At 39.9% G+C, this 26,925-nt stretch carries 22 protein-coding genes, 2 tRNA genes, 1 pseudogene and 1 other annotated feature; of the genes and pseudogenes, 6 read left to right on the top strand and 19 right to left on the bottom strand.

Annotation, left to right across the window (positions count from 1 at the left end; genetic code table 11):
* Positions 1-8: 8 nt before the first annotated feature.
* From ileS to G610_RS0107860, 6 genes are all read right to left on the bottom strand, one after another.
* Positions 9-3,200 carry an isoleucine--tRNA ligase gene (gene ileS / locus G610_RS0107885; RefSeq protein WP_026524359.1) on the bottom strand — a complete coding sequence of 1,064 codons (3,192 nt, stop codon included), beginning with the start codon at positions 3,198-3,200 and terminating at the stop codon, positions 9-11.
* Positions 3,201-3,238: 38 nt separating this feature from the next.
* Positions 3,239-3,470: a binding site (T-box leader), on the bottom strand.
* Positions 3,471-3,569: 99 nt separating this feature from the next.
* A complete protein-coding gene (locus G610_RS0107880) occupies positions 3,570-5,060 on the bottom strand; it encodes a glucosyltransferase domain-containing protein (protein ID WP_026524358.1) in 1,491 nt (496 codons plus the stop codon).
* A 30-nt stretch (positions 5,061-5,090) separates the two neighbouring features.
* The gene (locus G610_RS0107875; protein WP_026524357.1) at positions 5,091-6,113 is read right to left on the bottom strand and encodes a hypothetical protein; all 1,023 of its coding nucleotides are present in this window, start codon (positions 6,111-6,113) and stop codon (positions 5,091-5,093) included.
* A 58-nt stretch (positions 6,114-6,171) separates the two neighbouring features.
* Positions 6,172-7,470 carry an MBOAT family O-acyltransferase gene (locus G610_RS20205; protein ID WP_196809824.1) on the bottom strand — a complete coding sequence of 433 codons (1,299 nt, stop codon included), beginning with the start codon at positions 7,468-7,470 and terminating at the stop codon, positions 6,172-6,174.
* Positions 7,471-7,561: 91 nt separating this feature from the next.
* Positions 7,562-9,085, bottom strand: coding sequence for a hypothetical protein (locus G610_RS0107865; RefSeq protein WP_026524356.1), 1,524 nt, complete (start codon positions 9,083-9,085; stop codon positions 7,562-7,564).
* On the bottom strand, positions 9,078-10,004 hold the full coding sequence (locus tag G610_RS0107860) for a phosphatase PAP2 family protein (RefSeq protein WP_026524355.1): 927 nt from the start codon (positions 10,002-10,004) through the stop codon (positions 9,078-9,080). Before G610_RS0107860 ends, G610_RS0107865 begins: the two co-directional genes overlap by 8 nt.
* 88 nt (positions 10,005-10,092) lie before the next feature.
* Here G610_RS0107860 and G610_RS0107855 point away from each other — a divergent pair, with 88 nt between their 5' ends.
* Positions 10,093-10,920 (top strand): TrmH family RNA methyltransferase, encoded by an 828-nt coding sequence (locus tag G610_RS0107855; protein WP_026524354.1) that lies wholly within the window; start codon positions 10,093-10,095, stop codon positions 10,918-10,920.
* Between the two features lie 11 nt (positions 10,921-10,931).
* Here the strand turns inward: G610_RS0107855 and G610_RS0107850 are convergent, their stop codons facing one another.
* On the bottom strand, positions 10,932-11,828 hold the full coding sequence (locus G610_RS0107850; RefSeq protein ID WP_026524353.1) for a TIGR01212 family radical SAM protein: 897 nt from the start codon (positions 11,826-11,828) through the stop codon (positions 10,932-10,934).
* A gap of 116 nt (positions 11,829-11,944) precedes the next feature.
* Here G610_RS0107850 and G610_RS0107845 point away from each other — a divergent pair.
* A tRNA-Gly gene (locus G610_RS0107845) sits at positions 11,945-12,017 on the top strand.
* A 108-nt stretch (positions 12,018-12,125) separates the two neighbouring features.
* On the opposite strand, the gene G610_RS22105 is transcribed toward G610_RS0107845, so the two are convergent.
* The 6 genes from G610_RS22105 to G610_RS0107815 all read right to left on the bottom strand — a co-directional run bounded on the left by G610_RS22105 (position 12,126) and on the right by G610_RS0107815 (position 16,728).
* Positions 12,126-13,301, bottom strand: a complete 1,176-nt coding sequence (locus G610_RS22105; RefSeq protein WP_196809823.1) for a site-specific integrase — start codon at positions 13,299-13,301, stop codon at positions 12,126-12,128.
* Positions 13,302-13,508: 207 nt separating this feature from the next.
* Entirely contained in the window at positions 13,509-14,657 is a 1,149-nt protein-coding gene (locus G610_RS0107835) for a hypothetical protein (protein WP_026524352.1), read from the bottom strand.
* A gap of 199 nt (positions 14,658-14,856) precedes the next feature.
* A complete protein-coding gene (locus G610_RS0107830; RefSeq protein WP_026524351.1) occupies positions 14,857-15,336 on the bottom strand; it encodes a hypothetical protein in 480 nt (159 codons plus the stop codon).
* A gap of 2 nt (positions 15,337-15,338) precedes the next feature.
* The gene (locus G610_RS0107825; RefSeq protein ID WP_155830989.1) at positions 15,339-15,740 is read right to left on the bottom strand and encodes a hypothetical protein; all 402 of its coding nucleotides are present in this window, start codon (positions 15,738-15,740) and stop codon (positions 15,339-15,341) included.
* Positions 15,741-15,782: 42 nt separating this feature from the next.
* A complete protein-coding gene (locus G610_RS0107820) occupies positions 15,783-16,205 on the bottom strand; it encodes a hypothetical protein (RefSeq protein WP_155830988.1) in 423 nt (140 codons plus the stop codon).
* A 109-nt stretch (positions 16,206-16,314) separates the two neighbouring features.
* A complete protein-coding gene (locus G610_RS0107815; protein WP_026524348.1) occupies positions 16,315-16,728 on the bottom strand; it encodes a hypothetical protein in 414 nt (137 codons plus the stop codon).
* A 607-nt stretch (positions 16,729-17,335) separates the two neighbouring features.
* Here G610_RS0107815 and G610_RS0107810 point away from each other — a divergent pair.
* Positions 17,336-18,175, top strand: coding sequence for a hypothetical protein (locus G610_RS0107810; RefSeq protein WP_026524347.1), 840 nt, complete (start codon positions 17,336-17,338; stop codon positions 18,173-18,175).
* Between the two features lie 325 nt (positions 18,176-18,500).
* Here G610_RS0107810 and G610_RS22100 read toward each other — a convergent pair whose 3' ends face one another.
* From G610_RS22100 to cls, 3 genes are all read right to left on the bottom strand, one after another.
* Positions 18,501-19,400 (bottom strand): leucine-rich repeat domain-containing protein, encoded by a 900-nt coding sequence (locus G610_RS22100; protein ID WP_026524346.1) that lies wholly within the window; start codon positions 19,398-19,400, stop codon positions 18,501-18,503.
* Positions 19,401-19,521: 121 nt separating this feature from the next.
* Positions 19,522-19,767 (bottom strand): hypothetical protein, encoded by a 246-nt coding sequence (locus G610_RS0107790; protein ID WP_026524345.1) that lies wholly within the window; start codon positions 19,765-19,767, stop codon positions 19,522-19,524.
* Between the two features lie 513 nt (positions 19,768-20,280).
* Positions 20,281-21,816: a cardiolipin synthase gene (gene cls / locus G610_RS0107785; protein WP_026524344.1), complete on the bottom strand. Its 1,536-nt coding sequence runs from the start codon at positions 21,814-21,816 to the stop codon at positions 20,281-20,283.
* A gap of 400 nt (positions 21,817-22,216) precedes the next feature.
* Here cls and G610_RS20190 point away from each other — a divergent pair, with 400 nt between their 5' ends.
* Both G610_RS20190 and G610_RS0107770 read left to right on the top strand, forming a co-directional pair.
* On the top strand, positions 22,217-22,942 hold the full coding sequence (locus G610_RS20190) for a class I SAM-dependent methyltransferase (protein WP_051197838.1): 726 nt from the start codon (positions 22,217-22,219) through the stop codon (positions 22,940-22,942).
* Between the two features lies 1 nt (position 22,943).
* Entirely contained in the window at positions 22,944-23,507 is a 564-nt protein-coding gene (locus tag G610_RS0107770; protein WP_026496355.1) for a histidine phosphatase family protein, read from the top strand.
* Between the two features lie 11 nt (positions 23,508-23,518).
* On the opposite strand, the gene G610_RS0107765 is transcribed toward G610_RS0107770, so the two are convergent.
* Complete coding sequence (locus G610_RS0107765) at positions 23,519-24,265, bottom strand: aminoglycoside adenylyltransferase domain-containing protein (RefSeq protein ID WP_026524343.1); 747 nt, start codon at positions 24,263-24,265, stop codon at positions 23,519-23,521.
* Between the two features lie 62 nt (positions 24,266-24,327).
* Complete coding sequence (locus G610_RS23470; RefSeq protein WP_051197837.1) at positions 24,328-25,644, bottom strand: tyrosine-protein phosphatase; 1,317 nt, start codon at positions 25,642-25,644, stop codon at positions 24,328-24,330.
* Positions 25,645-26,089: 445 nt separating this feature from the next.
* On the opposite strand from G610_RS23470, the gene G610_RS0107750 reads away from it, so the two are divergent.
* A tRNA-Gly gene (locus G610_RS0107750) sits at positions 26,090-26,162 on the top strand.
* Positions 26,163-26,728: 566 nt separating this feature from the next.
* On the opposite strand, the pseudogene G610_RS0107745 reads toward G610_RS0107750, so the two are convergent.
* Positions 26,729-26,925 (bottom strand): annotated as a pseudogene (locus G610_RS0107745) (transposase); the annotation flags it as partial.

The raw sequence follows: 26,925 nt of genomic DNA, 5'->3' as shown, positions 1-26,925 counted from the left end.
ATTACGATTTATACTCTCTCAACACCGATTGTTACTGTCTCGCCGTTGATATCCCATTCCTTGGAATTTGCCACATTGCTGTCATATACGATCTCTGTAGCAAGAACCTTGGTTGAGATTGAATCAGCATTTTCCTTAACAATTGAAGCAATCTTCTCATTGCCATTTACAGACAGCTTGATGTGATCCATAACCTCGAAGCCGGAATCCTTACGCATGGTCTGAACCTTACTGATAACCTCATACATGAAGCCTTCGTTGAGAAGCTCGTCTGAAAGGTTTGTATCAAGAACAACAGTGATTCCATGATCCTCTGTGCTCTCAAAGCCTTCCTTCTGAGCCATGTCGATAAGAAGGTCTTCCTCAGTAAGCTCAACAGCTGTGCCGTTTACCTCGAACTTAAGTGCTCCGTTAGCCTTAAGCTCATCCATAGCGTTGTTTCCATCAAGTGAGCTAAGGTGCTCTTTGATTCCGCCAAGAACCTTACCATACTTAGGTCCTACTGTCTTAAGCTGAGGCTTGAAGGTGTAGGTTGTGAAGTCTCTTACATCATCAGCAAAGACAACCTTCTTAACATTCAGCTCGTCCTCGATGATCTCCTGATAGAACTCTGATACAGACTTCTCAGCCTTAACATACATCTGTCCGATAGGCTGACGGTTCTTGATAGCAGCTGCATTACGGCAAGCACGTCCAAGAACTACGATCTGAAGAACCTCATCCATGTTCTCCTCAAGATCCTTGTCGATGAAGCTCTCATCTACTGCAGGGAAATCGCAGAGATGGATTGATTCAGGAGCTGTGCTATCACCTGTTCTTACAAGGTTCTGATAGATCTCCTCTGTCATGAAGGGAACCATTGGAGCTGCTGCCTTACATACGTTTACAAGAGCTGTGTAAAGAGTCATGTATGCAGAGATCTTATCCTGCTCCATTCCCTTAGCCCAGAAACGCTCACGGCATCTTCTTACATACCAGTTGGAAAGGTCATCTACAAATGCATCAAGAGCCTTACCAGCTTCAGGTATTCTGTAATTCTCAAGGTTCTTATCAACTTCACCTATCATGGTGTTCATCTTGGAGAGGATCCACTTATCCATAACTGTAAGCTTATCCTTCTCAAGACTGTATTTTGAAGCATCAAAGCCGTCGATATTTGCATAAAGTACAAAGAATGCGTAGGTGTTCCAAAGTGTTCCAAGGAACTTTCTCTGTCCTTCCTGAACTGTCTTACCTGCAAATCTTGAAGGAAGCCAGGGAGCAGAGTTGGTATAGAAATACCATCTGATAGCATCTGCACCGTACTTCTCAAGTGCTTCGAAAGGATCAACCGCATTACCCTTGGACTTACTCATCTTCTGTCCGTTCTCATCCTGTACAAGACCAAGAACGATAACATTCTTGAATGCAGGCTTGTTGAAAAGAAGAGTAGCCTCAGCGTGAAGTGAGTAGAACCATCCTCTTGTCTGGTCTACAGCCTCAGAGATGAACTGAGCAGGGAACTGCTTCTCGAAGAGCTCCTTGTTCTCAAAAGGATAGTGAAGCTGTGCGAAAGGCATTGCTCCTGAATCGAACCAGCAGTCGATAACTTCCTTAACTCTGTGCATCTTCTTGCCACACTTAGGACATGTGATCTCAAACTTATCTATATAAGGTCTGTGAAGCTCTGTTGTCTCAGCAGAAGGATCTCCTGAAAGCTCAGCAAGCTCTTTTCTTGATCCTACTGAAAGCTGATGTCCACAGTCATCGCACTCCCAGATATTAAGAGGTGTTCCCCAATATCTGTCACGGGAGATACCCCAGTCCTGAATGTTCTCAAGCCAGTCACCAAAACGTCCCTTACCGATTGACTCAGGAATCCAGTTGATCTCCTGGTTATTTCTGATAAGGTCATCCTTAACTGCTGTAACCTTGATGAACCATGAAGAACGTGCATAGTACAAAAGAGGTGTACCGCATCTCCAGCAGTGAGGATAATCATGCTCCATCTTAGGTGCTGAGAAAAGAAGGCTTCTCTTATCAAGGTCCTTAAGTACCTCGGGATCTGCACTGATAGCGCCCTCATCCATTTCCTTCTGAGTGGGCTTACATCTGTAGCCTGCAAAAGGTGTCTCGGGCTTAAGCTTTCCTTCGCCGTCAACCATCTGTACAAGAGGAGCATCATATTTTCTACCAACACGGGCGTCATCTTCACCGAATGCAGGAGCGATATGTACGATACCTGTACCATCTGACATTGTTACGTAGTTATCGCAATAGATGAAGAATGCCTTCTTGTGCTGTCTCTCTGTCTCATCAGCAGCGCACTGATAAAGAGGCTCATATTCTTTATATTCAAGGTCTGTACCTACATAAGTCTCAAGAACTTCGTAAGCCTTCTCGCCCTCTTCCTTCGCTAAACTGCCGAGTACTGTATCTGCAAGAGCTTCTGCAAGATAATATGTGTAGCCATCTGCTGCCTTAACCTTGATGTACTTCTCATCAGGGTTCACGCAGAGGCCGATATTTGAAGGAAGTGTCCAGGGTGTTGTGGTCCATGCAAGGAAGTATGCATCCTCATCCTTAACCTTGAAACGAACAACAGCTGTGCGCTCTTTAAGAGTCTTATAGCCCTGAGCAACCTCGTGTGAAGAAAGAGGTGTGCCACAGCGAGGGCAGTAAGGAACTACCTTGAAGCCCTTGTAAAGAAGACCCTTTTTCCAGATCTCGTTAAGAGCCCACCACTCAGACTCGATAAAGTTATCATCATAGGTGATGTAGGGGTGATCCATATCAGCCCAGAAACCAACTGTGCCGGAGAAATCCTCCCACATTCCCTTATATTTCCATACGGATTCCTTACACTTCTTGATGAAAGGCTCCATACCGTATTCTTCAATCTGCTCTTTTCCGTCAAGGCCAAGGAGCTTCTCAACCTCAAGCTCTACAGGAAGACCGTGAGTATCCCAGCCTGCCTTACGGGGAACAGTATAACCCTTCATTGTGCGGTATCTCGGAATCATATCCTTGATCGCACGTGTAAGTACGTGTCCGATGTGGGGCTTACCGTTTGCAGTCGGCGGTCCATCATAGAACATATACATCTCGCCCTGGCTGCGTGTATCTACGCTCTTCTGGAAGATGTCCTGATCTTTCCAGAACTGCTCAATCTTCTTCTCGCGGGCGACAAAATTCATATCAGTGTCAACCTTCTTATACATCTGAAACTCCTTTCAAAACTAAAAAACCCCCGTCCTGTAAAAAGGACGAGGGTCAAACTCGCTATACCACCTGTTTACGCATACTCCCCGAATTTACGGTTTTATATGATTCTCCATAACGGGGAGATTCCGTCGTAACTTACTGATTTAGATAGTTCGGTTACGCAGCTCAGAAGTGATTTTCCAAAGTTCATACTCGCACCTGCTCGCACCACCCGCAGGCTCTCTGAAGCTTTCAAAACAATGTACTGTCTTCGTCACAGCTTTTCTATTCAGTTATCCATAATTTTATTCATGACATTAAAAAAAGTCAAGATATTATTTTTCGTTCACTATTGCAGGCTTTCTCCTAAAAAACATCAGAAGATATCAATATATGCACCAATAAGCCGTATTTCCATCCATAATCAGCTGCTCGTACACATTGAAGCTGTCCCACTCTTTTCCTGCAAAATAAGCCTCCCTGACATCAATCCCGTCCATTTTGCTTTTCCTGAATCTAAGGTCTGTGGTTCCGGTATCCAGCTTATTTACATACTCTAGAAGACTGTAGGGGACATTGTGCATTACTCTCTCATTTATCTGACCCACCGTGTAATAAACATCATCGAAATAGTTGAGGGATACACTGTCCTCGCAGGCTGCTATTTCCTGTATAGTTGTACCTGTGGTCTTTTCATACTCATCTATTGCGCTAAGTACAGCTCTTGCACATGCGATATCCTCAGCATTTGAGATGTAATGATTAACTGCTATCTGCTGATTGGAAAAAATCTGTAACAGTACAGTACACAATATTACTCCCTGCATTACCGCGACAGCTTTTCCATCAAGCTGAGCAAATGATAGGAAAACAAAGCATCCAAGAGCTGCGTACAGCACAAAGATAACTCTTGGCGTATCTGCCTGAATAAGCGGAATTACAATAGCCAGGCAAAACATAATGAATCCTGCAAATAAGAAAGTCAATATCTCCGGCTTTTCATATATGTTGCAAATGACCATCAGCGCTATTGCTATGATTATTACCAGAAGATTAGCAAACCGCACCGGCAAAAGTCCGTTTCCGCTAAAGAAGAATGCTTTTAGTATATACAGAATATGAGCAAGTCTTTCATATAATGATTCATGCCTAAGAGTCTTGGGCAGGTCTGTAATTATACGTAAACGGTATACCACTCTTGATGTTATAAGATTAATAATTCCTGCCATTATGCAGCAAAGCGATGTAAAAAGACCTCGTTTGAACATTCTGGCAGTAAGGGCGTAGCCCTCATCGATGACAACAAATAAAAGGGCGTAAATAGCGCTTAGCATCACCGTTACCTGATAAGTAAACACAGCCATCAGAAGGAAAACTACGGCACCAAAATATTTTTTTCTGGAATACATATAGACAGCTATTGCAGAAAACAAAACGCCTATGCTAAAGGCAAAGCACTCGGGGAACATGAAATATTCCGAGTATAAAGTACTGATAAGGGGCAGCGAAAGAATAAATCTTCCAAGATATTCCCATGAAAGATCCATCTCCACTCTCTGTTCTCTGATCCTGCCTATAATAGCCTGCTGATATATAAAGGCAGTTGTAGCTGTGAAAAACAAAAAGAAAATGTAAGATAATCTGTAATGCTCCGGCAGAATAAAACCCAATTTATAAAGGCCGATTTCCACCAGGTATGAAATATATCTTGTATATGCGAGCTTTGATTCTATATTTATAAGAGGATTCAGATAATGAGTCATGGTGTCAGACTCAAATCCAAATCGATAAAAGCCCTGATACGCAATAACAACAAGAATAAATGTCAATAAATATGATGTTACAATGTCGGTCCGATAATTTCGCTTATTATTCATAACACTATTATCCTCTTTGCTTTATATCTGTCATTTCATCTGATCTTCCAAATACATAAGCAGCGAATCTATATTTTCATTTGTAATATAGCCGCCAAATTCATGGTACTCCTTTTTCTCGTCACTAAAAATACTATCCTCAATAATCATTCCGATATAGGGCTTATAGTGAGAAGCATCAAAATAATACTTCATGTCTGTAGTGTATTTATTTAGCCCGGAAAAATTGTAATATTCTATTTCCCGGGAAACAGCTCTTAGAAAATCAAAGTATCCTTTTGATACTGCCTCTGTATAAGTCGTCTGCAAAATTGGAGAGGTAAAAACTCTAAGTTCAATACCATTTTGTTCGCAAAGGCTTGCCAAGTCTCTTAAGGCACAAATACCTTCAAACTCCTCATCTCCATTAAATGCACCGCATCCAAGAGATGATTCCATCTTCCTTTCTTCTGTGGGTTCTTCAATTGAAAGATTCCTTTTTTCTACGCCATATTCATAAAACAATCTGACATTGTCCCTGTCCTCATCATCCTGAGTCAGGACATCCTTAAACACGGACATCTGCGGTCTTACTAATAAATAGTCATAGAAGAATCTTGCAGGATTTTTCGCATACTCCTGATATTGTTTCTCAATCATTTCGCCTGAATTGGATGAATAGGTATTGTACATGGATATTTCATCTATTCCCACAATAACCATTTTTACATCCACGCCGGAGGCCAAAAATGTCTTAACTGTCTCTAAATTATCCCTCGGGCATCCCATAGGGTAGGTCATGTTATACCAGCTTAAGGAAACGTCATCCAATTCCTGCAAAAGTCCGTCAGGTGGAAGATTCCCGACTCTTGATGATCCCAAAATAAAGGCATTAAACCTTGTGGGATTCTCTATCACATACCTGGTCTTTATGTAATTATCATTTTTCGCAGCCTCTGTAATTCTGATATTCCGGTAATGAAATACATTAAATACATCTATATAGTATGAAAGACCCAGATACAAAAAGACCGGAATGAGACATAAGCAAAGCTTTAGAAAAAGCTTTTTCATCCCAACTCTCCTCCTTTGGAAACTATTTTCTCTGTCATATTTCAAGCTCTATACATATTCAGAACTGATTATAAATAAAATTAACCTGTTCCGTGCACGAGAACAGCAAAATCGCCATGATCAGTGCATAGTAGCAACACCATCTGATGATAGGATTAAGACTCTTTACTATCTCATTTCCATCCTTTTTATATGTGATGTGGCTGATTACTCCAAAAATAAAAAGGCCTGAAAGTATCAGTAAAACATTGCAGTTTTCCGGAATCAAAAGCAAACTGCTAAGACTGCCAATTTCGCCAAGAGCAAGTAGCTTTATCTCATTTGGAATTCCTGCAAAGGAAATAATCGTGTTAACTGCGGAGCTTACGCTTGGAGCCGCAAAGAATATCCAGGCAAAGGATACTGCCATGTATGTGATAAAGACGTTTCCTTTATAGCCTTTTTTCTTTAGTGCCCTGTCAATGCAGACAAACAGGCCGTGCAGTATTCCCCATACCAGAAATGTCACACCGTTTCCATGCCAAAAGCCGCTCATCAAAAACACGCTCATGGTATTAACGTAGATTCTTACCACATTTACACGACTACCGCCAAGAGGAATGTATATGTATTTCTTTAGCCATCCACTAAGTGAAATATGCCACCTGTTCCAAAATTCAGCCACTGTTTTTGACAGATATGGATGGTTAAAATTACGGGTCAGATCAAAGCCCATCACTTTGCCGCATCCAACTACAATGTCTGAATATCCTGAAAAATCAAAATACAGCTGAAATGAATATAACAGCGCCGTGATAAGCAGTGCTGTTCCTGCATGCTCAGCACTTTGAGCATTTTCTTTTACGCCGCTTATATATAACGCTAAATTATCCGCCAGCACCAGCTTTTTCAGAAGTCCCCAGCCGTATAGTCTTATACCATCTGTAACTCTTTCATAATCAAAGGATCTGATTTTTTTAAACTGTGGCAAAAGAATTCCAGCATCCATTATCGGCCCGCTGGAAAGGCATGGAAAAAATGACACAAAAAGAGCCACCTGAACTATGCCCTTCTCACACTCCATCTCATTTTTATAAAGAGCGTAAAAATATGTATAGCTCTGCAATGTGATAAATGAAATGCCAAGCGGCTGAATAATATCGCTGCTACTCCAGCTTAAAAGCTTATATGCCAAAAGCGGCGCAAATAAAAGCAGGGTAAATATCCAGAAGGATCTCTTTGTTTTGGATATACACAGTCCGCCAATATAGGTGATAATTATCAGGTACAGATAGAACCAGATAAAGCTTTTTCCGGAATACAAAAAGAAAGCAACGCTGCCGGACAGAAGAATAAGCCTTGAAAAGGTATTCCTCAAAATATCATTTTTTATCAAATATGAGACCAGACATAATAATATACATAAACATATAAAGAAGGCCCCAAAAAGCTTTGTGTATACAAGCATATTAATCTAACCTCACAGGATTCTCCTGAAGAATATAGCAATGGAATTTCTGCATATCCGTACTGGTTTCAATAATGCCAGAAAGATTATTCTCATCAATGTATTTAAGGAAACTCTCATCCGTATTGTCCGTTGTGATAATAGCAACTCTCTCTCCGGCATCAGAATTTGGCGGATACCAGTCTGCACTGCTTAGCCATTTTATAGCGCAAAGGTTCGTCATATCTATCTGACAAACTTCGGTCTTCCCATTACCTGCCAGGGTTATAATCCCTGCATAATCCATAGTGGAATATCCTCTATGAACATTATTTTCTACCATCCAGTCCACGATTTTAACGTACACAGAGTCTTTAGAATTGTCGTTCTTTATCAGGTTCATATACACGCTTGATGATGAAAACACAGTACACGAAATTATTATCGCAAGAAAAATATTTCGCAGTACCATTTGGGATTCCATATTATCAAGCGTAATTCCAACTGACATTCCTACTGCAAAAAACAGGAATACAGAATACCTTGATGAAACATCAAAGGTTGTAAAAGCCATGGCTGTAACCATTGCAAACAATGACATCCAATGACTTGCCCAGAAAAATGCAGACTTCTGTGGCATCTTTTTTATAAATACATAAACAGAAAAGCAAACAGCTATCAGACAAACTGCCACAACAACCAACAGATACACCAGGTTTCCATTTGTATCAAAAAGATCAAATATAGAGGGAATAACCTCATTCACAAGTTTGGCAGGGCCGTTTCTTAAATTTCTTGAAGTACTGGATACTCCCTCTGATAAGAATTTACCTGAGATGTACGAAATTACTACCAGAAAACAGCACCAAAACAGTGGGAATAATTCCTTTAACTGGCACTTTTTCTTTTTGATCAGGATAATAAGCGTTCTAAGAATCTCTACACAGGTATATGGTAAAAAGACCATCAGAAGTCCGCGCATTCCCTGCATTCCCTGCACAATGGACAGTACCACGGAAATAATCAGATTAAACACAGGGATTCTTCCCTCAATAAAATCAGCATGAAAGATTCCATAAATGTAAAATGCGAAAAGAACCGGAAAATAATATCCGGCATATAAAATATACATTTCTAATGCGTCATGGACATTGAGCGTTAGGACAAAAGGAATAAAAGCAGCACACCACGCAGCAATACTACTCATTCCGACCTTCCTGTATAACGCAATCATTGAAATGATGATGAGAAGCCCACACACTGAACATGCAAGCCCCATAGAAACGTTAAGATTCCCCGAAAAATGATATATTATCGCCCCAAGGTTAGCCGGATATATTACCCTCTCCTCCGTGCTGATAAACCAGCTATCCGGCGTTCTCAAATTATTGTCCGATATTTCTTTTGCAAGTATCGCTTCTCCTGCGACATCGCCATCCATCCTGGCTGTATAATGAAAGACGTTCGCACAAAAAAATATCAGGAAGCCTGTCACGAACATTATTTTTAATAAAACATCGAGTACTTTCGAAAAAGTATTATTCATTTTTGCCTGCCCCAAAACGAAAAACATACGGATAAATACCAATCAAAAATGTAAGCACAATGAAATAACGAGCTGATCTGACAAGGTAAGCCGCTGTTGTGCCTGATGTCAAAAATTCTGTGGAAAATGGCATTTTCAAAAGCCTGTTAAGTACAAAATAAAGTGCCCCGCCGCCAAGCAATCTGGCAATGCAATGAACAGGCTTTGTGGTACTTTTGAAATCCACAAATCTTTTTTCAATCTCTATTCCAAGGAAGAAGCCGCCCATGATTCCAAGCCCGGAGAAATAATCCTCTGTTTTACAATAGAATATTCCAATACTGGCTATAAGAAAGAAAACCAGGTTGACCTTCCATCTGTTCTCTTCGCCGAATTTATCCATTATAAAAGGAACAGCGAAAACAACCAAAGCTCCGCATAACCAGCCTGTAAGCACGTCTGTGGGATAGTGTACACCAACAGAGACTCTTGAAATACCAACAAGAAGCGGAAGCACAAAGGCAAGGACTTCAAAAACTCTCTTCTTTGTATATCTTCCGAGAGTACCGTAGGCAATAGCTGAATTCATGGAATGACCACTTGGAAAAGAGTACCCCTGGGCCACCACATCATACAGATCTGCATCCGGCTCCACGGGCCTGAAACACTTAATCTCAGGATGCGCCATATAAGGTCTTATTCTTAAAAAGATATTTTTAATCAGCGGATTAAGGGTAATGCCCACCGCTACGTTTGTTCCAATATAAATTCCAAACTTTTTGTCATAGCACCAATACAAAAAGCCAAGTATAAGTATAAGGGCATATTCTTCGCCAAGTGCTGAAAACTGCGATACTATTTTTGCTCCTGTCTCTCCCAGAACCCCCTGAAGCCATGTCATTAGAGCGGGCTCAAAAGCAAAATAGAATGTATTACCCATAAAAATACCCCCTTAGAAAATCCTATAAACCTATTGTATCATACTCATGTTATACTTTTCGTGTACTATTCCTACATGGAGATATTTTATGAAAACACTCATCACCATAGACAATTATGAAGCACCTGAACTTTATGTTTATAAAGAACAATCTGAAGTTCAGCTGTATCACATAAACGAACCGGAGCCCGGTATTTTCATAGCAGAGAGCCCAAAGGTTATTGAAAGAGCTCTGGCGGCAGGCTATGAGCCCATATCGCTTCTTATAGAAGATAAGCAGCTCCGTCAGGAAAAGGGCGAAGCATCTTTACTATTGGATAAGATATCTGCTCTTTCCTTTGAAGTTCCTGTTTACACCGCATCTGATGAGGTACTGACAGGTATCACAGGCTTCCACCTGACAAGAGGTGTCCTTTGTGCCATGAAAAGAAAAGAGCTCCCTTCAGTAGAGAGCATCTGCAATGACGCAAAGAAAATTGCTGTTCTTGAAAATGTGACAAATCCCACAAATGCAGGGGCAATCATACGAAGCGCCGCTGCACTCAATATCGATGCAGTACTTTTTTCGCATGGGTGCACAGATCCGCTATACAGACGTGCAATCCGGGTAAGTATGGGCAATATTTTCCTTATGCCCTGGACCTTTTTACCTGAGGGCGATACTGTGGGACTTCTTAAATCCCTTGGCTTTTCCACAGTTGCCATGGCACTCAGGGATAATTCCTATTCTATCGATGATCCGAAGATCAGATCCAATGAGAAACTGGCAATTTACCTTGGCGCTGAGGGTGATGGTCTGATGCAGGAGACAATTGATGCCTGCGACTTTTGCGTAAAGATTCCCATGTCCCATGATGTGGATTCATTAAACGTTGCAGCAGCCAGCGCGGTGGCTTTCTGGGCTATATCTCACTGATGTTTTAGAGTTTAGAATTTCACAATCCTGTTTATTGTATTTAATACATTTTTCTTATCAAGGCTCCACAGCGGTTCAACAAGGAGTGCTCTTGGCCCATCTCCTGTCATTCTGTGGATAACGGTTTTCTCGGGGAGCATATTTATGCTCTCTGCTAAAAGCTCCACGTGCTCTTCCAAAGATAAAATATGGAAGGGCTCTTTTTTATATTCCTCATACATCTGAGTTCCTTTAAGAATCTGGAGATTCTGAAGCTTTATCCCGTCAAGCTCAGGAGAAAGGTTAGAGAGATAGCGGACAGTTTCAAGCATATCCTCCTTTGATTCCCCTGGGAGGCCGAAAATCACATGAACAATGACCTCTATTCCGATGCCCTTCAGATTTCCGTAGGCTTCTTCAAATACTGATAAATCATAGCCCCTGTGAAAATGTCTTGCGCTGTCTTCATGAATCGTCTGAAGTCCAAGCTCTATCCATACAGGCTTAATTGCTCTAAGTTCTTTAAGCATCGAGAGGACATCCTCGCCGATGCAGTCAGGCCTTGTGCCTATTGCTAGGATCACCACGTCATCTCTTTCTATGGTTTCTTTATATAAAGCCTTTAGTCTTTTAAGGTCCCCATAGGTGTTGGTATAGGACTGAAAATATGCGATAAATCTTTTGGCATCTGTCTTACTTCTGATACGCTTTTTGGCTTCCTCAATCTGAACATCAACAGATGCAACCTCTGCTGCAAATTCCCCTGATCCTCCTTCAGAACAAAATGTACAGCCACCTGTAAGAGGCGTCCCATCAGGAAGAATAATACTGCCATCCCTGTTAGGGCAGGTACAGCCGGAGGAAAGGGAGAGCCTATATATCTTTTCTCCATATTCTTTTTTCAGATAATCAGAAAGTCTCTGGGGCATGTTGGTAGGTCCTTTTCAATAAAAATTCACTTCATAATAATATCAAATTTCCTGTTGACAATATATATATGCTTCGTGTAATATATGTCTTGCGTTGTTAATTAAATAAATCGTTTGCGATAGTAGCTTAGTTGGTAAAGCGCCACCTTGCCAAGGTGGAGACCGCGGGTTCGAGCCCCGTCTATCGCTCTAGTTAAACCTCAGATTTTATCTGGGGTTTTTCTTTTTTCTATTGATTACCCACAAGGCTTTTTTGATTACCCTATTGATAACTATATTCAAGGGAATATCATTTGACTAAAATGCCTCTAAGACTTCTTTTGCTTTTTCTAGATCAAGACCTGTATAGTAGTTTTGATTAATGACCGCTGGCGTATTACCAAATAATTTGGATGCCATTAGAATATTTCCATTGCTTTGATTGATTACCTGGGTAATCGCATTTCTCCTGAAAGCATGAGTTCCACGGACAATATCTGAACGAACAACAATCCCTAACTTTTCACACATTCTTCGATAGAAGTTATATACAGTATTGTTTGAAATGACTTTTGTTTCAGTAGGAGCAGGAAACAAATATTCACTCTTGATTCCATATGCTTTATGAATCATGCGTAGCCTTTTAAGAAATTCGGATACATCTGTCGTAATAGGATAATGGCGATCTTTCCATGTTTTTGTATGTGAGACAATAGCATCATGTTCAGGTTCTTTAGCTGTCTTTTGTACAGTTATCTGTTCACGGTGAATATCCATATATCCATCATGAAAGTCTTCCCACATAAGTGGTGGTACCTCTCCACGCCTTAATCCACACATAATCTGTAACTCCAATGCATAAGCAGGAAAATAATCTGGTTTCTTTTTCTGCTTTTCTGCAATGAATGCATGTATTTTTTCCAGTTCCTGTTCAGTATAACCACGTTCTTCTGTAATACTGTCAGGCTCTATCATGTCCTTAAACTGTCCGAAATCAGCGGAAAGATAAGGATTTTTCTCAATCCATTCTTGTCTAAGCGCCAACAGCATTACATTCTTAATAATTCCTCTCATTGCTAACGCGGCTTTTTTTCTAAGGTTATACCTAGACAAATTATATTGGTATATTTCCTCAATATCCTTCGGTCTAATGGTATCAACAAATAGTTGTTCAAAATCAGTGCCTTGAAAAAATCTTTTATAATCCTGCTTATTTTTATTTACAGTATTTGATACTGAAAGACGTTTTTCATTATCCTTCGTCATTGATAACTTTCTTTCCTGGACCATTTCAAATACTTCCTTAAATCGTTTACGTGCATGGCCGTTAATGCCTTTTTCATAAGCATAAACTTTTTCTTTTAAGCGTTCCAAACTCTTGGCTTTAAACTGTCCCCTCCCTTCTGTTCGCCCAGCAATATTAATATGGTAATATCCGTCCGTCGACGGTTTGTATGGGAATTTGTAATTCCTAAGAATAATTTCTTTTTCCATAGATTCATACAAATTCCGCGCATCCTCAAGAGATAGTATACCACTTGCGAACTCTGAGCTGAATATTGATGAATTTGTTTCATGATTGTTTATTCGATAGGACATAAGCGTAATTTTTGCGACCAACATTCAGCGCATATCTAGGCTTGGTGTCCTCTGTCTAAAATGCTCGCATCTCCTTTTTATTTTGAAATAATAGTTGTAGTTTTAATCTTTAAATGGTACGTCATCTGATTCATCTGCATCTTTAAAATCATCAGCTTTTCCTTCAGCACGTTCCTTTAAATCTTTATAAGACTTATATTCTGATGAAGGTATTTGAAATGAATGGTAACCTTCTTCATCTTTCCAGTGATAGCAATAATCCGTAATCCTGCGAAGAAGTTGGGTTTTACTGTCAATAGTCCGATTAGGAACAGCAACCATTTCATCGTAGATTTCATCAGGTGCATAAATACTGGTAGCGTGTATTTCTGTCCATAAGCTCTGGATGTTGCAGTAACGTGCATGGATTTGTGTTTTATATCCCTGTAGAATCTGTAATAAATAGCCATACTTGAAACTATCGGTCTTAACCTCATCCAAGAAGACAACTTTTTGTGCCTCATATCCATCAAACAAAGCTGTACAATTGTTGCTATAATCAGATGCAAAAAACACTTCGTCTTCGCCATACTGTTCGCATAGCTGCGTATATGAAAAAGATTTGCCGCTCCCACTCGCGCCAAGATGCCATACTATCTTTATCTGACGCAATGGTGGTGTCTCTTTTAAACGCTTCGCAAAGAAACTTTTACGGATGATAGTTTCAAACTGGCGGAATACTACACTTTGTTGCATTATTTGTTCAGGACGCATACCTTGATTTATCATATCCTCAATCTGTATGAGCATTTCTACTCTATCGTTCGATAGTTTAAAGGTTGGTATAGTACCTTCCTCATAAAACGTTTCAGAAAGATTCGTTTCCTTCTTTTCCTTGTGACGTTCACCTTCTTTACGAATATAAGCACGACATTCTTGCGGCGATCCCATAACTTTTTCTTCTATATGAGAGTGTAGAAAAGCCCTCTGCACAGAAGACCAGCGCTTTTTCTTTCCCAGCAGTATATAGATATGTGTATGGTAATTTCCGCCACTTTCTCCGATTTCATCGCACATGCACCAATAAGTAAAATGACGAAATTTGGTGTGTATTGTGTCAATAATAAAATCATGGGTGTAACCATGCTTTTGTGGATTATTCAAGGTCAGAAAGAAAACCTTGCTTTGTTTATCATATGAAGATGATTTGTTCTTTTCTAATGAAGAGTTTTGAGCCAGTTCATCAGATCTGTGTTTTGTGAGATCGACCATTATTTGTTATCCTCCATACTACAGTTCTACAATTGGCAGAACTGCATAATTATCAGCTATGCCGATCTAATCGGCTTCTCTATATAAGAATGTGTTTTCACGGGGGTAATTAGGGAATAAAGTAAAAAAATATAAATTCTGAATTAAAAAGTAAGATAACAAGAACAAGCCCTGCACCATTAGATGCAAGGCTTATTTGCTAGACAACACTGATTTCAACATCGATACCCAAGTCTCTGATAGATACGATATATAGTCCTTGGAATAAATATGGATAAAATGCACGAACATACTCATATCCATATAGACTATTAAGTGTAACTAATGCAGCTGCTATGTCTTTATTCATATTAGACATGATCAGTTGCAATACCGGGCTCGGTAGTACCTCGGTGTTTATTTTTGCCAAGGTATACATATAGACTACTGTATTCTGCTTCAACCCCCACCCGTTACAGCGAATGGAGTTGAAAGTCTCTATGGGTTTAAGGTTCGGATAATAACTGTTCCTTAATCCTTCATAAAGATCATATCGAATCGCTAAAATATTATTAGCTGCGACTTGGTTTAACACAGCTTGCTGTTTCATTTGCGCAGATTCTGATATCTCTTGCTTAACATACTGATACGCCTGAGAAATCTTTGTTATTACACTGTGTAGATATTTGTTTTTTTCCATTGTTAATGCTCCTTTCCATGCCCAAGCCATTGGGTCTCGATAACTGTAAATCCTTCTGCTGTACCTATGTAGTTATAACAGCCTTTGTCGTAAACAAATTGGCGACATACACGAAGCTGTATTGGATTTACCAATACAAAAGGTTGCCCTTTGCGGAATTCCTCCAACAGTTTTGTATGAGCAGGAGTGTGAAACACTTTGTCTGCTTCAATAAATAGAGGAAATTCACATATATCACAGTTAGCAAGATATTTGTCAATTGCAGTGACTAAGACAAAGTCCTTTGGTAATCCAGTAACTTCATCGACAACAACACTAAATGAAGATATTGCTAACCATGTATTATGAGTAGGATTATAAGGAGAGAAATCTATGATTTCCCATTTTAGTTTATGTTCTTCCATAATGATTCCTTTCATTTTTGAGGGGCATAATAGCCCCTCATTTTAAATAAATATTGTTGGCTGAGGCCTATCAGGTTCATCATCTGGATTTTTAACCTTAAAGTCATGGGCGAGTAAATATAACCCTCTCACGTTTTTAATCGCCATAACCATCAGTTCTGGGAAGGTGACATATATAAAATCATTGTTCCGTATGAGGAATCTAAGGTCCCTATATTTGTTATAGAGAATCCTGTCCCTTGCATTAGGAATAACAACATTAACACCTCGGTTATCTTTGGTGATAATACGGATTTTGATATTCTCACCATCCCGATCAGCTTCTACTGCATGGAGCCATTCTGTGCCATCCTTTGAGAGCACATTTGCCTGAGTTTCTAACGATACACAGGGAAGTGTCGTATTTATATTCTTTGAATCAGCATTTGAGGGACTTAGCCCATCAAAATATGCTAATTCTGCCATCAAGTCACGGTCTTCTTTACATTCTTTTCCATATGAGTATCTAAAACAATGTTCCATAACTTTTCCTTTCATAGGTGGGCGGTCTGATTGACCGCCCGTTTGTTTACAGTTACATGATGACTTCATCGTCAAAATCTTCAACGAGATCTTCTACAGATACTATTTTGATATCTGTAGCCGTAGCGCTGATTCCTTGAATCAGGCGTCCAGTTTGACGATCAAGCATTGCGTAGAACTTGCCTACAAAGCCATCCAGAGTGACTTGAACCACCTTATCTTCGGATAGCGCAGTTTTTATCTGCTCTATCTGATCTTCGGTAGTCTTGGGTAGCTTCACTGTTTGTACCTCTCCACGGGCGGAGAGGACGTTGACCGCATAGCCCTCAATCTCTTGAGTAGGCTGGTTTGTTGCAGGGTCACGTTTAAAACGTGTTGCTACTCCGTTTGCAGTTACGTTTCTTGACTTTGAGCCAAGGGCTGCTGTCTGTGACAGCTTTACATTTCTAGGATTCACAGTTGACATAATATCATCTCCCTTCCATATATATTTCTGTGTTCCTACTTTTATAGATTTGAGGGAAACAAATTCGGGACTATTTCATTTTTTGAAACAAGATAATCTGTCTCCCTCTAATAGTTCATATTTACAACAGATAAATTCGGGATATTTTCATCAATCAACAAAAGGATCTCAAATATTTTATTCATATAAAGAATTACATTTTCTACGTTCCAATTCGGGAGCAAATGCCTTTTGTGTTCTTTTCACAAAGTTTTTCGTGAATTCCCACTCCATTTTAGAAATAGTGCACAAATGACTGCCTAGACGTCATTTTTAAATACCTACTCATCTATTAACGATGAGTTCTTTATTTGTACCTCAGATACGTGTTCCAAGGACTCTTTTTTATCTCCTTTTGTAATTAAAAACAAAAAGGAAATACAGAGAAATAAGTGGGATAGACGTTACATTTGTACGCATGGCATTCATAACAGTTATCGCAATATATGCCAAACAGATCATGACATTAAAAGTGACTTAATGGCGTTATCAATAGCCCTATAGGCATTCCATATCTCATAGCATCCTCTGTGTTTCCTCCTGATGCGTAAAAAAAGGAGGTATACATATGAGCATCAATGTTAAAGGAGTCACAATTAACCAGCTTACTGACTTGGAGCAGTGCCAGATTACTTTGGCTGAGTTTGCCAAATCATTGCACCCTGTGAAATTAAAGCATATTGGGTGCAATCAGCTACAAGCATCTTGTACTAAGGTCCTGTCAGACCAGCTATCTGTACTTGACTATTCAGGTACAGTCACTGTATATGACGAAGGGTACATCACGTATAGATTCGTCAATCAAAAAACCAAAAGACGAAACAGTGCAGTCATTGATCTGTTTAACGGAAAAATGACATTTCCGAATTTGTCAACGCAAAAAGAAATATCGATGAAATCGCTGTTATCCGACTATGGTCACATGAATTCGTATGATGTTGTTCTTATGCTCTTAGAGAATAGGGTAGAGAACAATATCTCCAGTCAACAGAAATCAAAGGAGGTCGTCAACAACAACTATGAATTCTTCAGACGTGACAATGGTATAGTCAAAGAAGAATTCGAAGCAGGATATCACAAAGATTATCTCACTTACAGAATTGAGCAAGCTGACCAGCAGGAAGCAAAATCTACAAAACAAGAAATACGCAGATTTTTCTTTTCTGAAATCAAAAATCTGTCTGATGCTCAGAAGAGTGTTATTAAGCTGATGTTGGAAGGGTATGATCAGAAAGAGATAGCTAGGCTGATTGGGAAAGTTCCAGCAACGGTGTCTGAAAGCAAGCTGAGAGCATTTCATAAATTACAGCTCGAATGGAATAGGACACATCCCAATAACTCTGTTCCTGTGATTGATATTAGTAAGTATCAGAAAAAGCACAGAGATGGGAAAAGGGATTTGGAATAATCCCAACAGAAGCTTTGTAAATAGTGGCTTGGGATAATGATGGGACAATGGGAAGAGGCTGAGGGTAATAGTAAACCTCAGCCTCCTATTTGCGTAAAATTGCCCATTGCGCTCGGCGCTTAACGGCGTCCTGTGCTCGGCGTCTCCGCGTTCGCTCCACCGCCTGCGACAAGAACGCCTACGCCTATCCGCGCGTGGGGCAATATTTTTGTGTTTGGTGATTGTAGTGCAAGTCTCATAAAATTATCTCCTTAGAATTTATTAAAAATATTTCTAAGCAGAAAAATAAGCCCTATCCTTATTGGATAGGGCTGTTATCTTAATGTTACATCTTTTTGAATGTGTACTTATTGTCTTTTGTAAATGCATCAGTTTTCTTCCAAGACTTTGTAACAAGCTTCTTGTACTCATTAAGCTTTGACTTAGGTACTTTAACTGTGATTTTTCGGCTTATGCCAACACTAACGGTGAATTCATTTTTCTTAACCCATTTATGACAACTAAATGCATTATTACCAATTTTCTTAAGCTTCTTTGACTTTATTACTACATTCTTAAGCTTACAACCTGCAAATGCTTCTTCACTTATTGTCTTTACATTTTTACCAATTGTTACTTTAGTAACATTAGTGTTTCCTGAAAAACACATCTTAGGTATTTTTGTTATGCCTGAGCCTATTACAATTTCATTTACTGTCTCATTAGCTGCGAATGCTCCTTTACCAAGCTTTGTAACTGTATCAGGGATTGTGATTTTTCCACTGATGTTCATTCCACTAAATGCCCCCTCGCCTATTTCTGTTACAGTGCTTGGAATCACTAAGCCTGTGAATGAGTTGTGGTAATTGGGAAATGTAGTATCACCTAGATATATACTTTCATCTTCACGACCAATTCTTGTAACTGTATATGTAACACCTTCATAAGTTACTGTAGCTGGAATGTTAAGAGCTGTATTCTCATATCCCATAAACAATGTGACTGCTGCAGTGTTATTGCTAAGCTTCTTATATCCAAAGTCTCCAACCCAGAACTCTGCAGGTCTACCTTCTGTATATCCTGTAGCATCCCAAATATTCCAGTAATCTTCTCTGCTTGAGTACCATAATTTACCTGTATTATGTTCTTTAGCCTCGACCTGAAGATTATTCACTGATAAACTGCCTATTAGCATTGCACCTGCAAGGGCGATTGTTGCTACTCTCTTAATCATTGATTTAATCATAACCTTTACTCCTTTTATTGAAAAATCAAATTTATTATGATTATACGTTTATTTAATAATCACTACATAGATATTACATCAAATCAAATCGCAATTGTTCATTTTATAGTCTTTTAATAAATCATCTGTAATACTCACAGAAGCCACCATAGTAATGGTAGATGAAATGTGAAAGCTCGTCTGATACAGAGTAGAGTGCGCACAGAATTAGAATGGAAAAAACAGTGAAGATTACGATTCCAATTATTCTTACGATTACCAGCGCTTTTATTGCCTTGGCTATTTCATCTTCTGTGAAGGTATCCTTTACATCGCTTAAGGAATTTTTGACAAGTATATCTAATGCAGTTATCTTATAGTTATTCATGGTTACCTCTTTTCTGAACAAAGATTATTGGTTGCTGAGAATTTTAAAACCCTTTAGCTTATCGGCTAATTTAGTATAGATTGATTACCTATATGATTACCCTGTGGATGCGAGGATGCGCGGAGTCTCCTTTCTTCGCGTGATTGAGCGATTATTTGGAATGGGTTCGAGCCCCGTCTATCGCTCTAGTAAAACGAAAAGCACATCCGTAAAGGATGTGCTTTTTGTTTTAGTGAGCGGCAGAGGGGCCGCTCACCCGCGGTGCGGGATTCGTATCTCCGCTTCGCTCCGGTCGTCGCAAAGCCGAGGTCCCCCGGACCTCGTGCGACCCGTCTATCGCTTGCATTGAAATGGTTCACTTATCCGCGGTGCGGGATTCGTGTCTCCGCTCCGCGTCTACTTTCCACTTCGGTCGTCGCTGAGCGCACATCCCCCGGATGTGCAGCGACCCCGGACTCGTGCGACCCGTCTATCGCATATATTGAAAGGACCACCAACTTCTCTCTTCTATAATCACAACAAAGGAGCAAGCACACGCAGACAACAATCGATAAATCTGTAAAAAATTCCATTATTTATGTTCTCAAGAGTTCTCTGAGTGCAGCTTTCAAGACTTGTCTCATAGTCCTTTTTCAGCGATTCAATTATATCTGCTTTGTAGAACAATGAATTACACTCAAAATGCAGGAACAGGCTGCGATAATCAAGATTTACCGTGCCGATGGTTGCAACCTTGCCATCAGCTATCATAGCCTTTGCATGGACGAAGCCCGGTGTGTATTCGTATATCTTAACCCCAGCCTTTAACAGGTCTCTGTAATAACTTCTGGACAAGCGATAAACCGCCTTCTTATCAGGAATTCCCGGCATGATGATCCTGACGTCGATGCCTCTTTCAGCAGCTCTAATGAATGCATCAAAAAGCGCATCGCCCAGCATCAGATATGGCGTGTAGAACCATACATATTCCGTAGCCAGGGATAATACCTCTGTATAAAAGACGTTACTTGTATGCTCTTCTCTCATAGGCGAATCATAATAAGGAAGAATGAATCCATTATCGTCTTTCACAGAATCTGAAGCGTCAAAAGATCCGATTTCCTCTTTATTTATCAGGTCTTTTGAGAATGAATTCCAGAATTCCACAAACATGAAGGTATAGCTCTTTACCCCGGCACCGGTGATTCTAAAACCGATATCCTTCCATTTTCCAAACAATTCCTTCTCGTTAACATACTCATCTGCCAGATTGACGCCACCACTGTATGCGACCCTGCCATCAATTACCATGATTTTTCTGTGATCACGGTTATTTAGCTGTGTTGTTACAAAGAAAAGCGGATTGAAGGGTATGCACTTGATTCCCTTTTGCTGTAAATCACGTATGTCTACTAAAGAATAGGTCGCAATACTTCCAAGGTCGTCATACATGACTCTGACATCGACTCCTGCTGCCGCTCTGTCAGCAAGAATGTCAGTAAGTGTATCCCAGAAAACTCCGCGCTGTATGATGAAATACTCAATGAAGATATATTTTTCTGCCTTTTTAAGATCCTCGCACATATCAGCGAACATATCCTCGCCGAAGGGATAATACTTGGATGTATCATTTGTCAGAAGCGGAAAACCTGTTGTCTCATAGATTCTCTTAACGGACTGCCCAAGCCTCAGGTCTTCTTTCTTCAGCTCATCCGATAAATCTTTTTCATCAACAAATTCCTGTACCGTCACTTTATTTGGAGCCTTCTCCATTTTTCTCTTAAGGCTTCTCCCTGTGCTCTTGTTTCCAAGGAAGGCATATAATATGGCTCCAAGAATGGGGAAGCCCAGTATGACCACAATCCAGAGTATCTTATATGAACTCTCATCCCGCCTCGAAATCAGAACCAGCACAAATATGACTGCCAAAACAGTAAACAGGATCTGTATGACATTGCCAAGATGCCCACCTACAACTGTATCCAGTCCTCCAAAAAGAAGTACATACCAAAATACCTGCAGTGCTATGGCAGGAACAACAAGAAGAAGTCGTCCTAAAATTTTTTTCATCTGATTCTCCTTTCTGCAAAGTTGTCTATATTATATCATCATAATTTACTATTTTACGTTTTTTGTTTTTCTTGAAGATTGCGCCTTTTTCCTGCAGTTTCCATCAAGTATAATATAAACATGCTGAAAAGAAGGGGACTTACATGAGTTTGAAAACCTAAAAATGTTGGGAGTGACGAAAGCTTGCATGTTAAATGGGTCAATAAGTCCGAGGCATTGGATATGGTGACATTTCCATTGACCAAAAAGAGACTTGAAAACATGTTGGCTGCGGATAATTGTGTAAGTTGCTTCAATTTCAACAGAGAACCTTTTGAGATAGTTAATGAAGAAAAATATATGGTTAAGTGATATGCAAAAGCCTTTTTATTACCCCTATTGATGGAGAATAAAATAGAAAATGGAAACAATATTTGAACAAATTGAGAAGAACATAGATAATCTGGTAACAAACAACGCGGACTGGACAGCAAGTGCAACCAGAGAAGAATTGGACGCTGCAAGGACTGGTGATCTGGTGCTTCATTTCTGGGAAAAAGAAGTTCCTAAGGAGTGGCTGGCGAACATTAAAGGCAAGAATGTTCTTTGCCTTGCAGGTGCAGGCGGTTTGCAGGCTCCGCTCCTTGCCTGTGCCAGGGCCAATGTAACGGTCATCGACATTTCCGATAAGATGCTGGACAAAGACCGAGAGATAGCAAAATCAGAAGATTTGTCAATCGAGATAGTTAAAGGAAATATGTGTGATCTTTCCTGTTTCTCTGATGATACCTTTGATCTTGTGATAAATCCGCCCTCTCTTATGTATATTCCAAACCTTAAGGTTGTCTTTGACGAAGTTCGCAGAGTCATAAAGAAAAGCGGCGAGTTTATCATTATGGCTCCAAACCCTATCAACTACGTCTGCGACTGGGTTGATGACGAAAATGGCGGATACTACAAGGCTGTCCACAAGATGCCCTGGTGCTCAAAGGATTTTGATGATTCCGATTGGATTGAATATGGTCACACCATGGAAGAATATCTTGGCGGCCTTATAAAAAGCGGATTTATAATCGACGGATATATGGAGTGTCAGAGAGAAGACATCACAGAGCTGATGTTCATTGTAAAAGCAAGGAGATTTTAAAATGACAAGAGTATATTTTGTACGACACGCTGAGCCAAACTATGATAATCACGATGACTACAATAGAGAATTAACACCAAAAGGAATGGAAGACAGGAAGCTTGTTACTACATTTTTGTCCGATAAAAATATAGATGTTGTACTGTCCAGCCCCTTTAAACGTGCAGTAGATACAGTTGCTGATTTTGCAGAGAAAAAAGGCCTTTCCATCGAGACGATAGATGCTTTCAGGGAAAGAAGGGTTGATAGCTGTTGGATTGAGGATTTTGCAGAATTTACCAAAAGGCAATGGAGTGATTTTGATTATAAACTCTCAGACGGGGAATGCCTTAGGGAAGTACAGGATAGAAATATTGCTGCTTTAGATACCGTGCTTGAGAAATATAAAGGTAAAAATATCGTGGTGGGCAGCCACGGAACTGCCCTCAGTACGATCATCAACTATTACGACAATTCATTTGGACATGAGGATTTTGAAAAGATAAGATTAGTCATGCCCTGGATTGTGGAATTTGTATTTAATGATAAAAAGTGTATCACCATAAACAAATACAATCTGATGTGATCGATCAACCTTCAATTTGAAATCTGATCAATCATGTATTTTGCGTACACTTTTGCGGCGCTCAAGTCATAAGTGACATCTGAGCCATCTGAGTACTCGCGAAGAGCATCTCTTATCAGCGGCTGATAGTCCTGAGGAAGGTTCTTTATTGCCCACTCTCCGCCTTCCTTTTTGGACAAAACAAGCTGCTCTTTCTTATACGCCAGTACCCTTGCCAGATTCAATGTGATGTACATGGTATTGGTCCCAATATCCTCAGGGGCTTCAGCGATGTCATCCCATATGGCATCCACATAATCCTTTTGGGGAACTTCTCCAAATACTTCTGCAATGGGCTGTCCGCATAAGCATTTTCCTCTTTTTCCAATGATGGTGAAATGCGCGGCCAGGTCTACGTCTGTACCATTCATTTTCTGAATATAATCTTCCGGATTGTCTCTGTACCATCCAAGATGCATTACAGAAAAATGAAGTTCAAAGGGCGTAGGATATACAAATGGCTTACATACAGCTTTAGTCACTACGCTCATTTCTATACCTTTGGCAGGTCCTTTTTCATTTAGAGAAACTACCATATCCATGACTTCACGCTTTGAAGCATCATCCATTTTTTCATTAACAACAATAATCAGATCGAGGTCACTCTTTTGGAGATTAAAGCATCCCATAACGTAGGAGCCATGCAGGTATATACCTACAAGATTATCCCCTAAAATCTCTTTAGTCTGTTCAACAAATTCATTTAAAACTTTTTCCATAACAACCTATTCCATAGCATGATGTATTTTTCGATGCATGGACCGTTCTCCCATTATGCATATCAAATACAAAGCTTTTCTTTTATTCTATTCTGTATATCAGCACTGACGCCTATGGCTTCAAAGTATTTCTCCGGCGTGCCGTACCTGTCTTCAAGCATTTCAAAAAGTCTGATCATATTGTTTCCATTAGGAATAACAATGTTCATATCAAGCTCGGGGAAATTCTGATGGATCAGCTCAAAACGCGGTATATTGTTTTCCTTTGTCCTCATGTAATCATAAATAATATCGCTTTTTCTGATTCCGCAAAGCCACAATATCATCGCCGATACCACTCCCGTTCTGTCTTTTCCTGCGGTGCAGTTAAACATAACTCCATACTTTGCTGAAGCCATTGTTTTGAATACCTCTGCGATTTTTGCAGAGTGAGCTATCTTGTAATAGCTGTCAGGCACTGATTCTACACTCTCCGGTATTCCGCTGCCCTCAGGAATGGGAATGTCATAATAATCAAAGCCATCTAAATCCGCAAGGCCATGGGGCTTCTTTTCCTTCTCGCCTGAAGACCTGGTGTCAATTATCGTAGTTATGCCTTTACTTTTTAAAAATTCGATATCTTTTTCTGATGGATAATTTGCTACGTCGCTCCTAATAAGGCGGCCGTACTTTGTATAGTTATCTGTTCCGTCTATCCGGTAGCCCCCAAGATCTCTTGTATTTAATGTGGTCTCCAAAAGAGAATATACCCTATTATCCCAGGCATTATCGTAGCTCTCGATCAGCTTACCGCCGTTTTTAAGGGCGTCCAGCTCCTTTGCACAAACTTCCACTGCCTCGCTAATGAACTCGTCAGCCATTTCTTTTGTAAAAAAGAAAATGTCCTCGTCCTCTACCTTCTCAAAATACCCCGCCATGGACTTAACAAGCCAGTCCGCATCAAAGGTGCAGATACTGTTTATATCCTCACTCTCAAAACCGGTAGGAGCTTCGATGTCGTTTTTTATGTTGTATTTTTCTGCGACATAGTGATTTATTATGGAGTAGTCCTTATGAAGCCTCTCAACATTGCCCGGAATCATGGGATTCCATTTGTACTTATCGTAAACAAAATGTCTGTAACAGATATCCTGTACCAGGTGAAGATAATATCCAAGGTACAGGTCATCGGTTTTCATCAATTCTCCAAACTTACTTCTGAAAAATTCAAAATCGTAAGACTTCTTATTTCGTCCCCAAATGAATTTGTTTAAATGTCCTGCTTTTCCCTGGCCTGCATCAGGCAGGATGGCGCCGAATTTAAGCCTGTCTGTATCTGAAAAATCAAAACGCTTTATCAGTTCGTATGTAACTGCAAGGTGCATAATACTAGATGCCATTTTTGTAATTCCTTCCGGGTTAGTATAGTAAAAGCGGATAATGTGCAATAATTCTTACACTAAACTTTTTTGAAAAAGCTGATCAGGGTATTACCACCGTCTGTGCTATATGCGAGTCTGATTGTAAAACATGGATTGTCAAAACCATCACTAAATTTCGCTGCAGTATAAGGGAAAAGGAGCGCGTCAGATGGAAGGCCAAGGGCTTTTCTATCATTTCTTAGTCCGCATCCTGAATACATCGTTCCGTTTTCATCAGGGAAAAATGCAGATATTCTTTAGAATACTATAGTATAGACCGAAATAATTGCAACCAAAAAAATTGAGTTATAGAATATTTTTTATTGTTTTTTCGTTTTGATAAAAAATCACAAAAAAGTATTGACAGAAAAAGTTTCTTACTGTATCATTTATTTTGCTGTCGCGAAAGCGACTTTACATATATGCGATAGTAGCTTAGTTGGTAAAGCGCCACCTTGCCAAGGTGGAGACCGCGGGTTCGAGCCCCGTCTATCGCTCTAAGAAGGAAGATCGAAAGATCTTCCTTTTTTCGCGCATATAACTCGAACCCGCTCCGCGTGTTCGCATCTCCGCTTCGCTCCGATCGTCGCAAAGCCGAGGTCCCCGGATGTGCACCGATCCGTCTATCGCTTGCATAGCGAATGGTTTAATTTACCTTCATTTCTTTCCCATTTTACATTTGTGTTGTTGTAAAAAGAAATCTCGAACTTTGAACTACTACCTATACAAAGGACACGTATGATTCATGTTTTTATACGTGCTTTGTGAGACAGGTATATAAGATGTAAAAATACATAGAATTTATATACCTTTTTTTTAACCACTGAGTGAGACAGGTATATAAGATAGAAATATTATGGTCTATTATATACTTTTTCTGTGCTTAATAAGTACATGTGAGTGAATGCTACAGGAAATAAAGGTCAAGTCCTTTATTGTGTGTAAATTACCTTTAGGTATCCAATTGTCAGGCCGCTAAAAGTCGTTGCTGTTCCTTTGCAATCTCTATCAGTTTCGCTGACGAGTTGTTCAGCTCATCAAAGTCTTTTCTGGTGAGTGATATCTTATTCTGAGCCATATACATGTCATTTTGCTCAAGTAAGACACTTCCCATGATTCTGATAATGGATTGTACATTTGGAAATACACCGATCACATTTGACCTGCGTTTTATTTCCTTGTTGAGCCGTTCCAGATAGTTTGTAGTTCTATAGAAACGTCTCATACGCTCAGGGAGTGCCATTACTGTCATTACGCTCT

This window comes from Butyrivibrio sp. MB2005, from assembly GCF_000424285.1.
Lineage (GTDB): Bacteria > Bacillota > Clostridia > Lachnospirales > Lachnospiraceae > Butyrivibrio.
The sequence above is the reverse complement of the archived record's forward strand: the minus strand, read 5'-3'. Positions and strand labels throughout refer to the sequence as shown.

Excerpts from the sequence above, each read along its gene's own strand:
- ileS (WP_026524359.1), bottom strand. The coding sequence starts at position 3,200 with ATGTATAAGAAGGTTGACACTGATATGAATTTTGTCGCCCGCGAGAAG.
- G610_RS0107880 (WP_026524358.1), bottom strand. The coding sequence starts at position 5,060 with ATGAATAATAAGCGAAATTATCGGACCGACATTGTAACATCATATTTA.
- G610_RS0107875 (WP_026524357.1), bottom strand. The coding sequence starts at position 6,113 with ATGAAAAAGCTTTTTCTAAAGCTTTGCTTATGTCTCATTCCGGTCTTT.
- G610_RS0107865 (WP_026524356.1), bottom strand. The coding sequence starts at position 9,085 with ATGAATAATACTTTTTCGAAAGTACTCGATGTTTTATTAAAAATAATG.
- G610_RS0107860 (WP_026524355.1), bottom strand. The coding sequence starts at position 10,004 with ATGGGTAATACATTCTATTTTGCTTTTGAGCCCGCTCTAATGACATGG.
- G610_RS0107855 (WP_026524354.1), top strand. The coding sequence starts at position 10,093 with ATGAAAACACTCATCACCATAGACAATTATGAAGCACCTGAACTTTAT.
- G610_RS0107850 (WP_026524353.1), bottom strand. The coding sequence starts at position 11,828 with ATGCCCCAGAGACTTTCTGATTATCTGAAAAAAGAATATGGAGAAAAG.
- G610_RS22105 (WP_196809823.1), bottom strand. The coding sequence starts at position 13,301 with ATGGAAAAAGAAATTATTCTTAGGAATTACAAATTCCCATACAAACCG.
- G610_RS0107835 (WP_026524352.1), bottom strand. The coding sequence starts at position 14,657 with ATGGTCGATCTCACAAAACACAGATCTGATGAACTGGCTCAAAACTCT.
- G610_RS0107830 (WP_026524351.1), bottom strand. The coding sequence starts at position 15,336 with ATGGAAAAAAACAAATATCTACACAGTGTAATAACAAAGATTTCTCAG.
- G610_RS0107825 (WP_155830989.1), bottom strand. The coding sequence starts at position 15,740 with ATGGAAGAACATAAACTAAAATGGGAAATCATAGATTTCTCTCCTTAT.
- G610_RS0107820 (WP_155830988.1), bottom strand. The coding sequence starts at position 16,205 with ATGGCAGAATTAGCATATTTTGATGGGCTAAGTCCCTCAAATGCTGAT.
- G610_RS0107815 (WP_026524348.1), bottom strand. The coding sequence starts at position 16,728 with ATGTCAACTGTGAATCCTAGAAATGTAAAGCTGTCACAGACAGCAGCC.
- G610_RS0107810 (WP_026524347.1), top strand. The coding sequence starts at position 17,336 with ATGAGCATCAATGTTAAAGGAGTCACAATTAACCAGCTTACTGACTTG.
- G610_RS22100 (WP_026524346.1), bottom strand. The coding sequence starts at position 19,400 with ATGATTAAATCAATGATTAAGAGAGTAGCAACAATCGCCCTTGCAGGT.
- G610_RS0107790 (WP_026524345.1), bottom strand. The coding sequence starts at position 19,767 with ATGAATAACTATAAGATAACTGCATTAGATATACTTGTCAAAAATTCC.
- cls (WP_026524344.1), bottom strand. The coding sequence starts at position 21,816 with ATGAAAAAAATTTTAGGACGACTTCTTCTTGTTGTTCCTGCCATAGCA.
- G610_RS20190 (WP_051197838.1), top strand. The coding sequence starts at position 22,217 with ATGGAAACAATATTTGAACAAATTGAGAAGAACATAGATAATCTGGTA.
- G610_RS0107770 (WP_026496355.1), top strand. The coding sequence starts at position 22,944 with ATGACAAGAGTATATTTTGTACGACACGCTGAGCCAAACTATGATAAT.
- G610_RS0107765 (WP_026524343.1), bottom strand. The coding sequence starts at position 24,265 with ATGGAAAAAGTTTTAAATGAATTTGTTGAACAGACTAAAGAGATTTTA.
- G610_RS23470 (WP_051197837.1), bottom strand. The coding sequence starts at position 25,644 with ATGGCATCTAGTATTATGCACCTTGCAGTTACATACGAACTGATAAAG.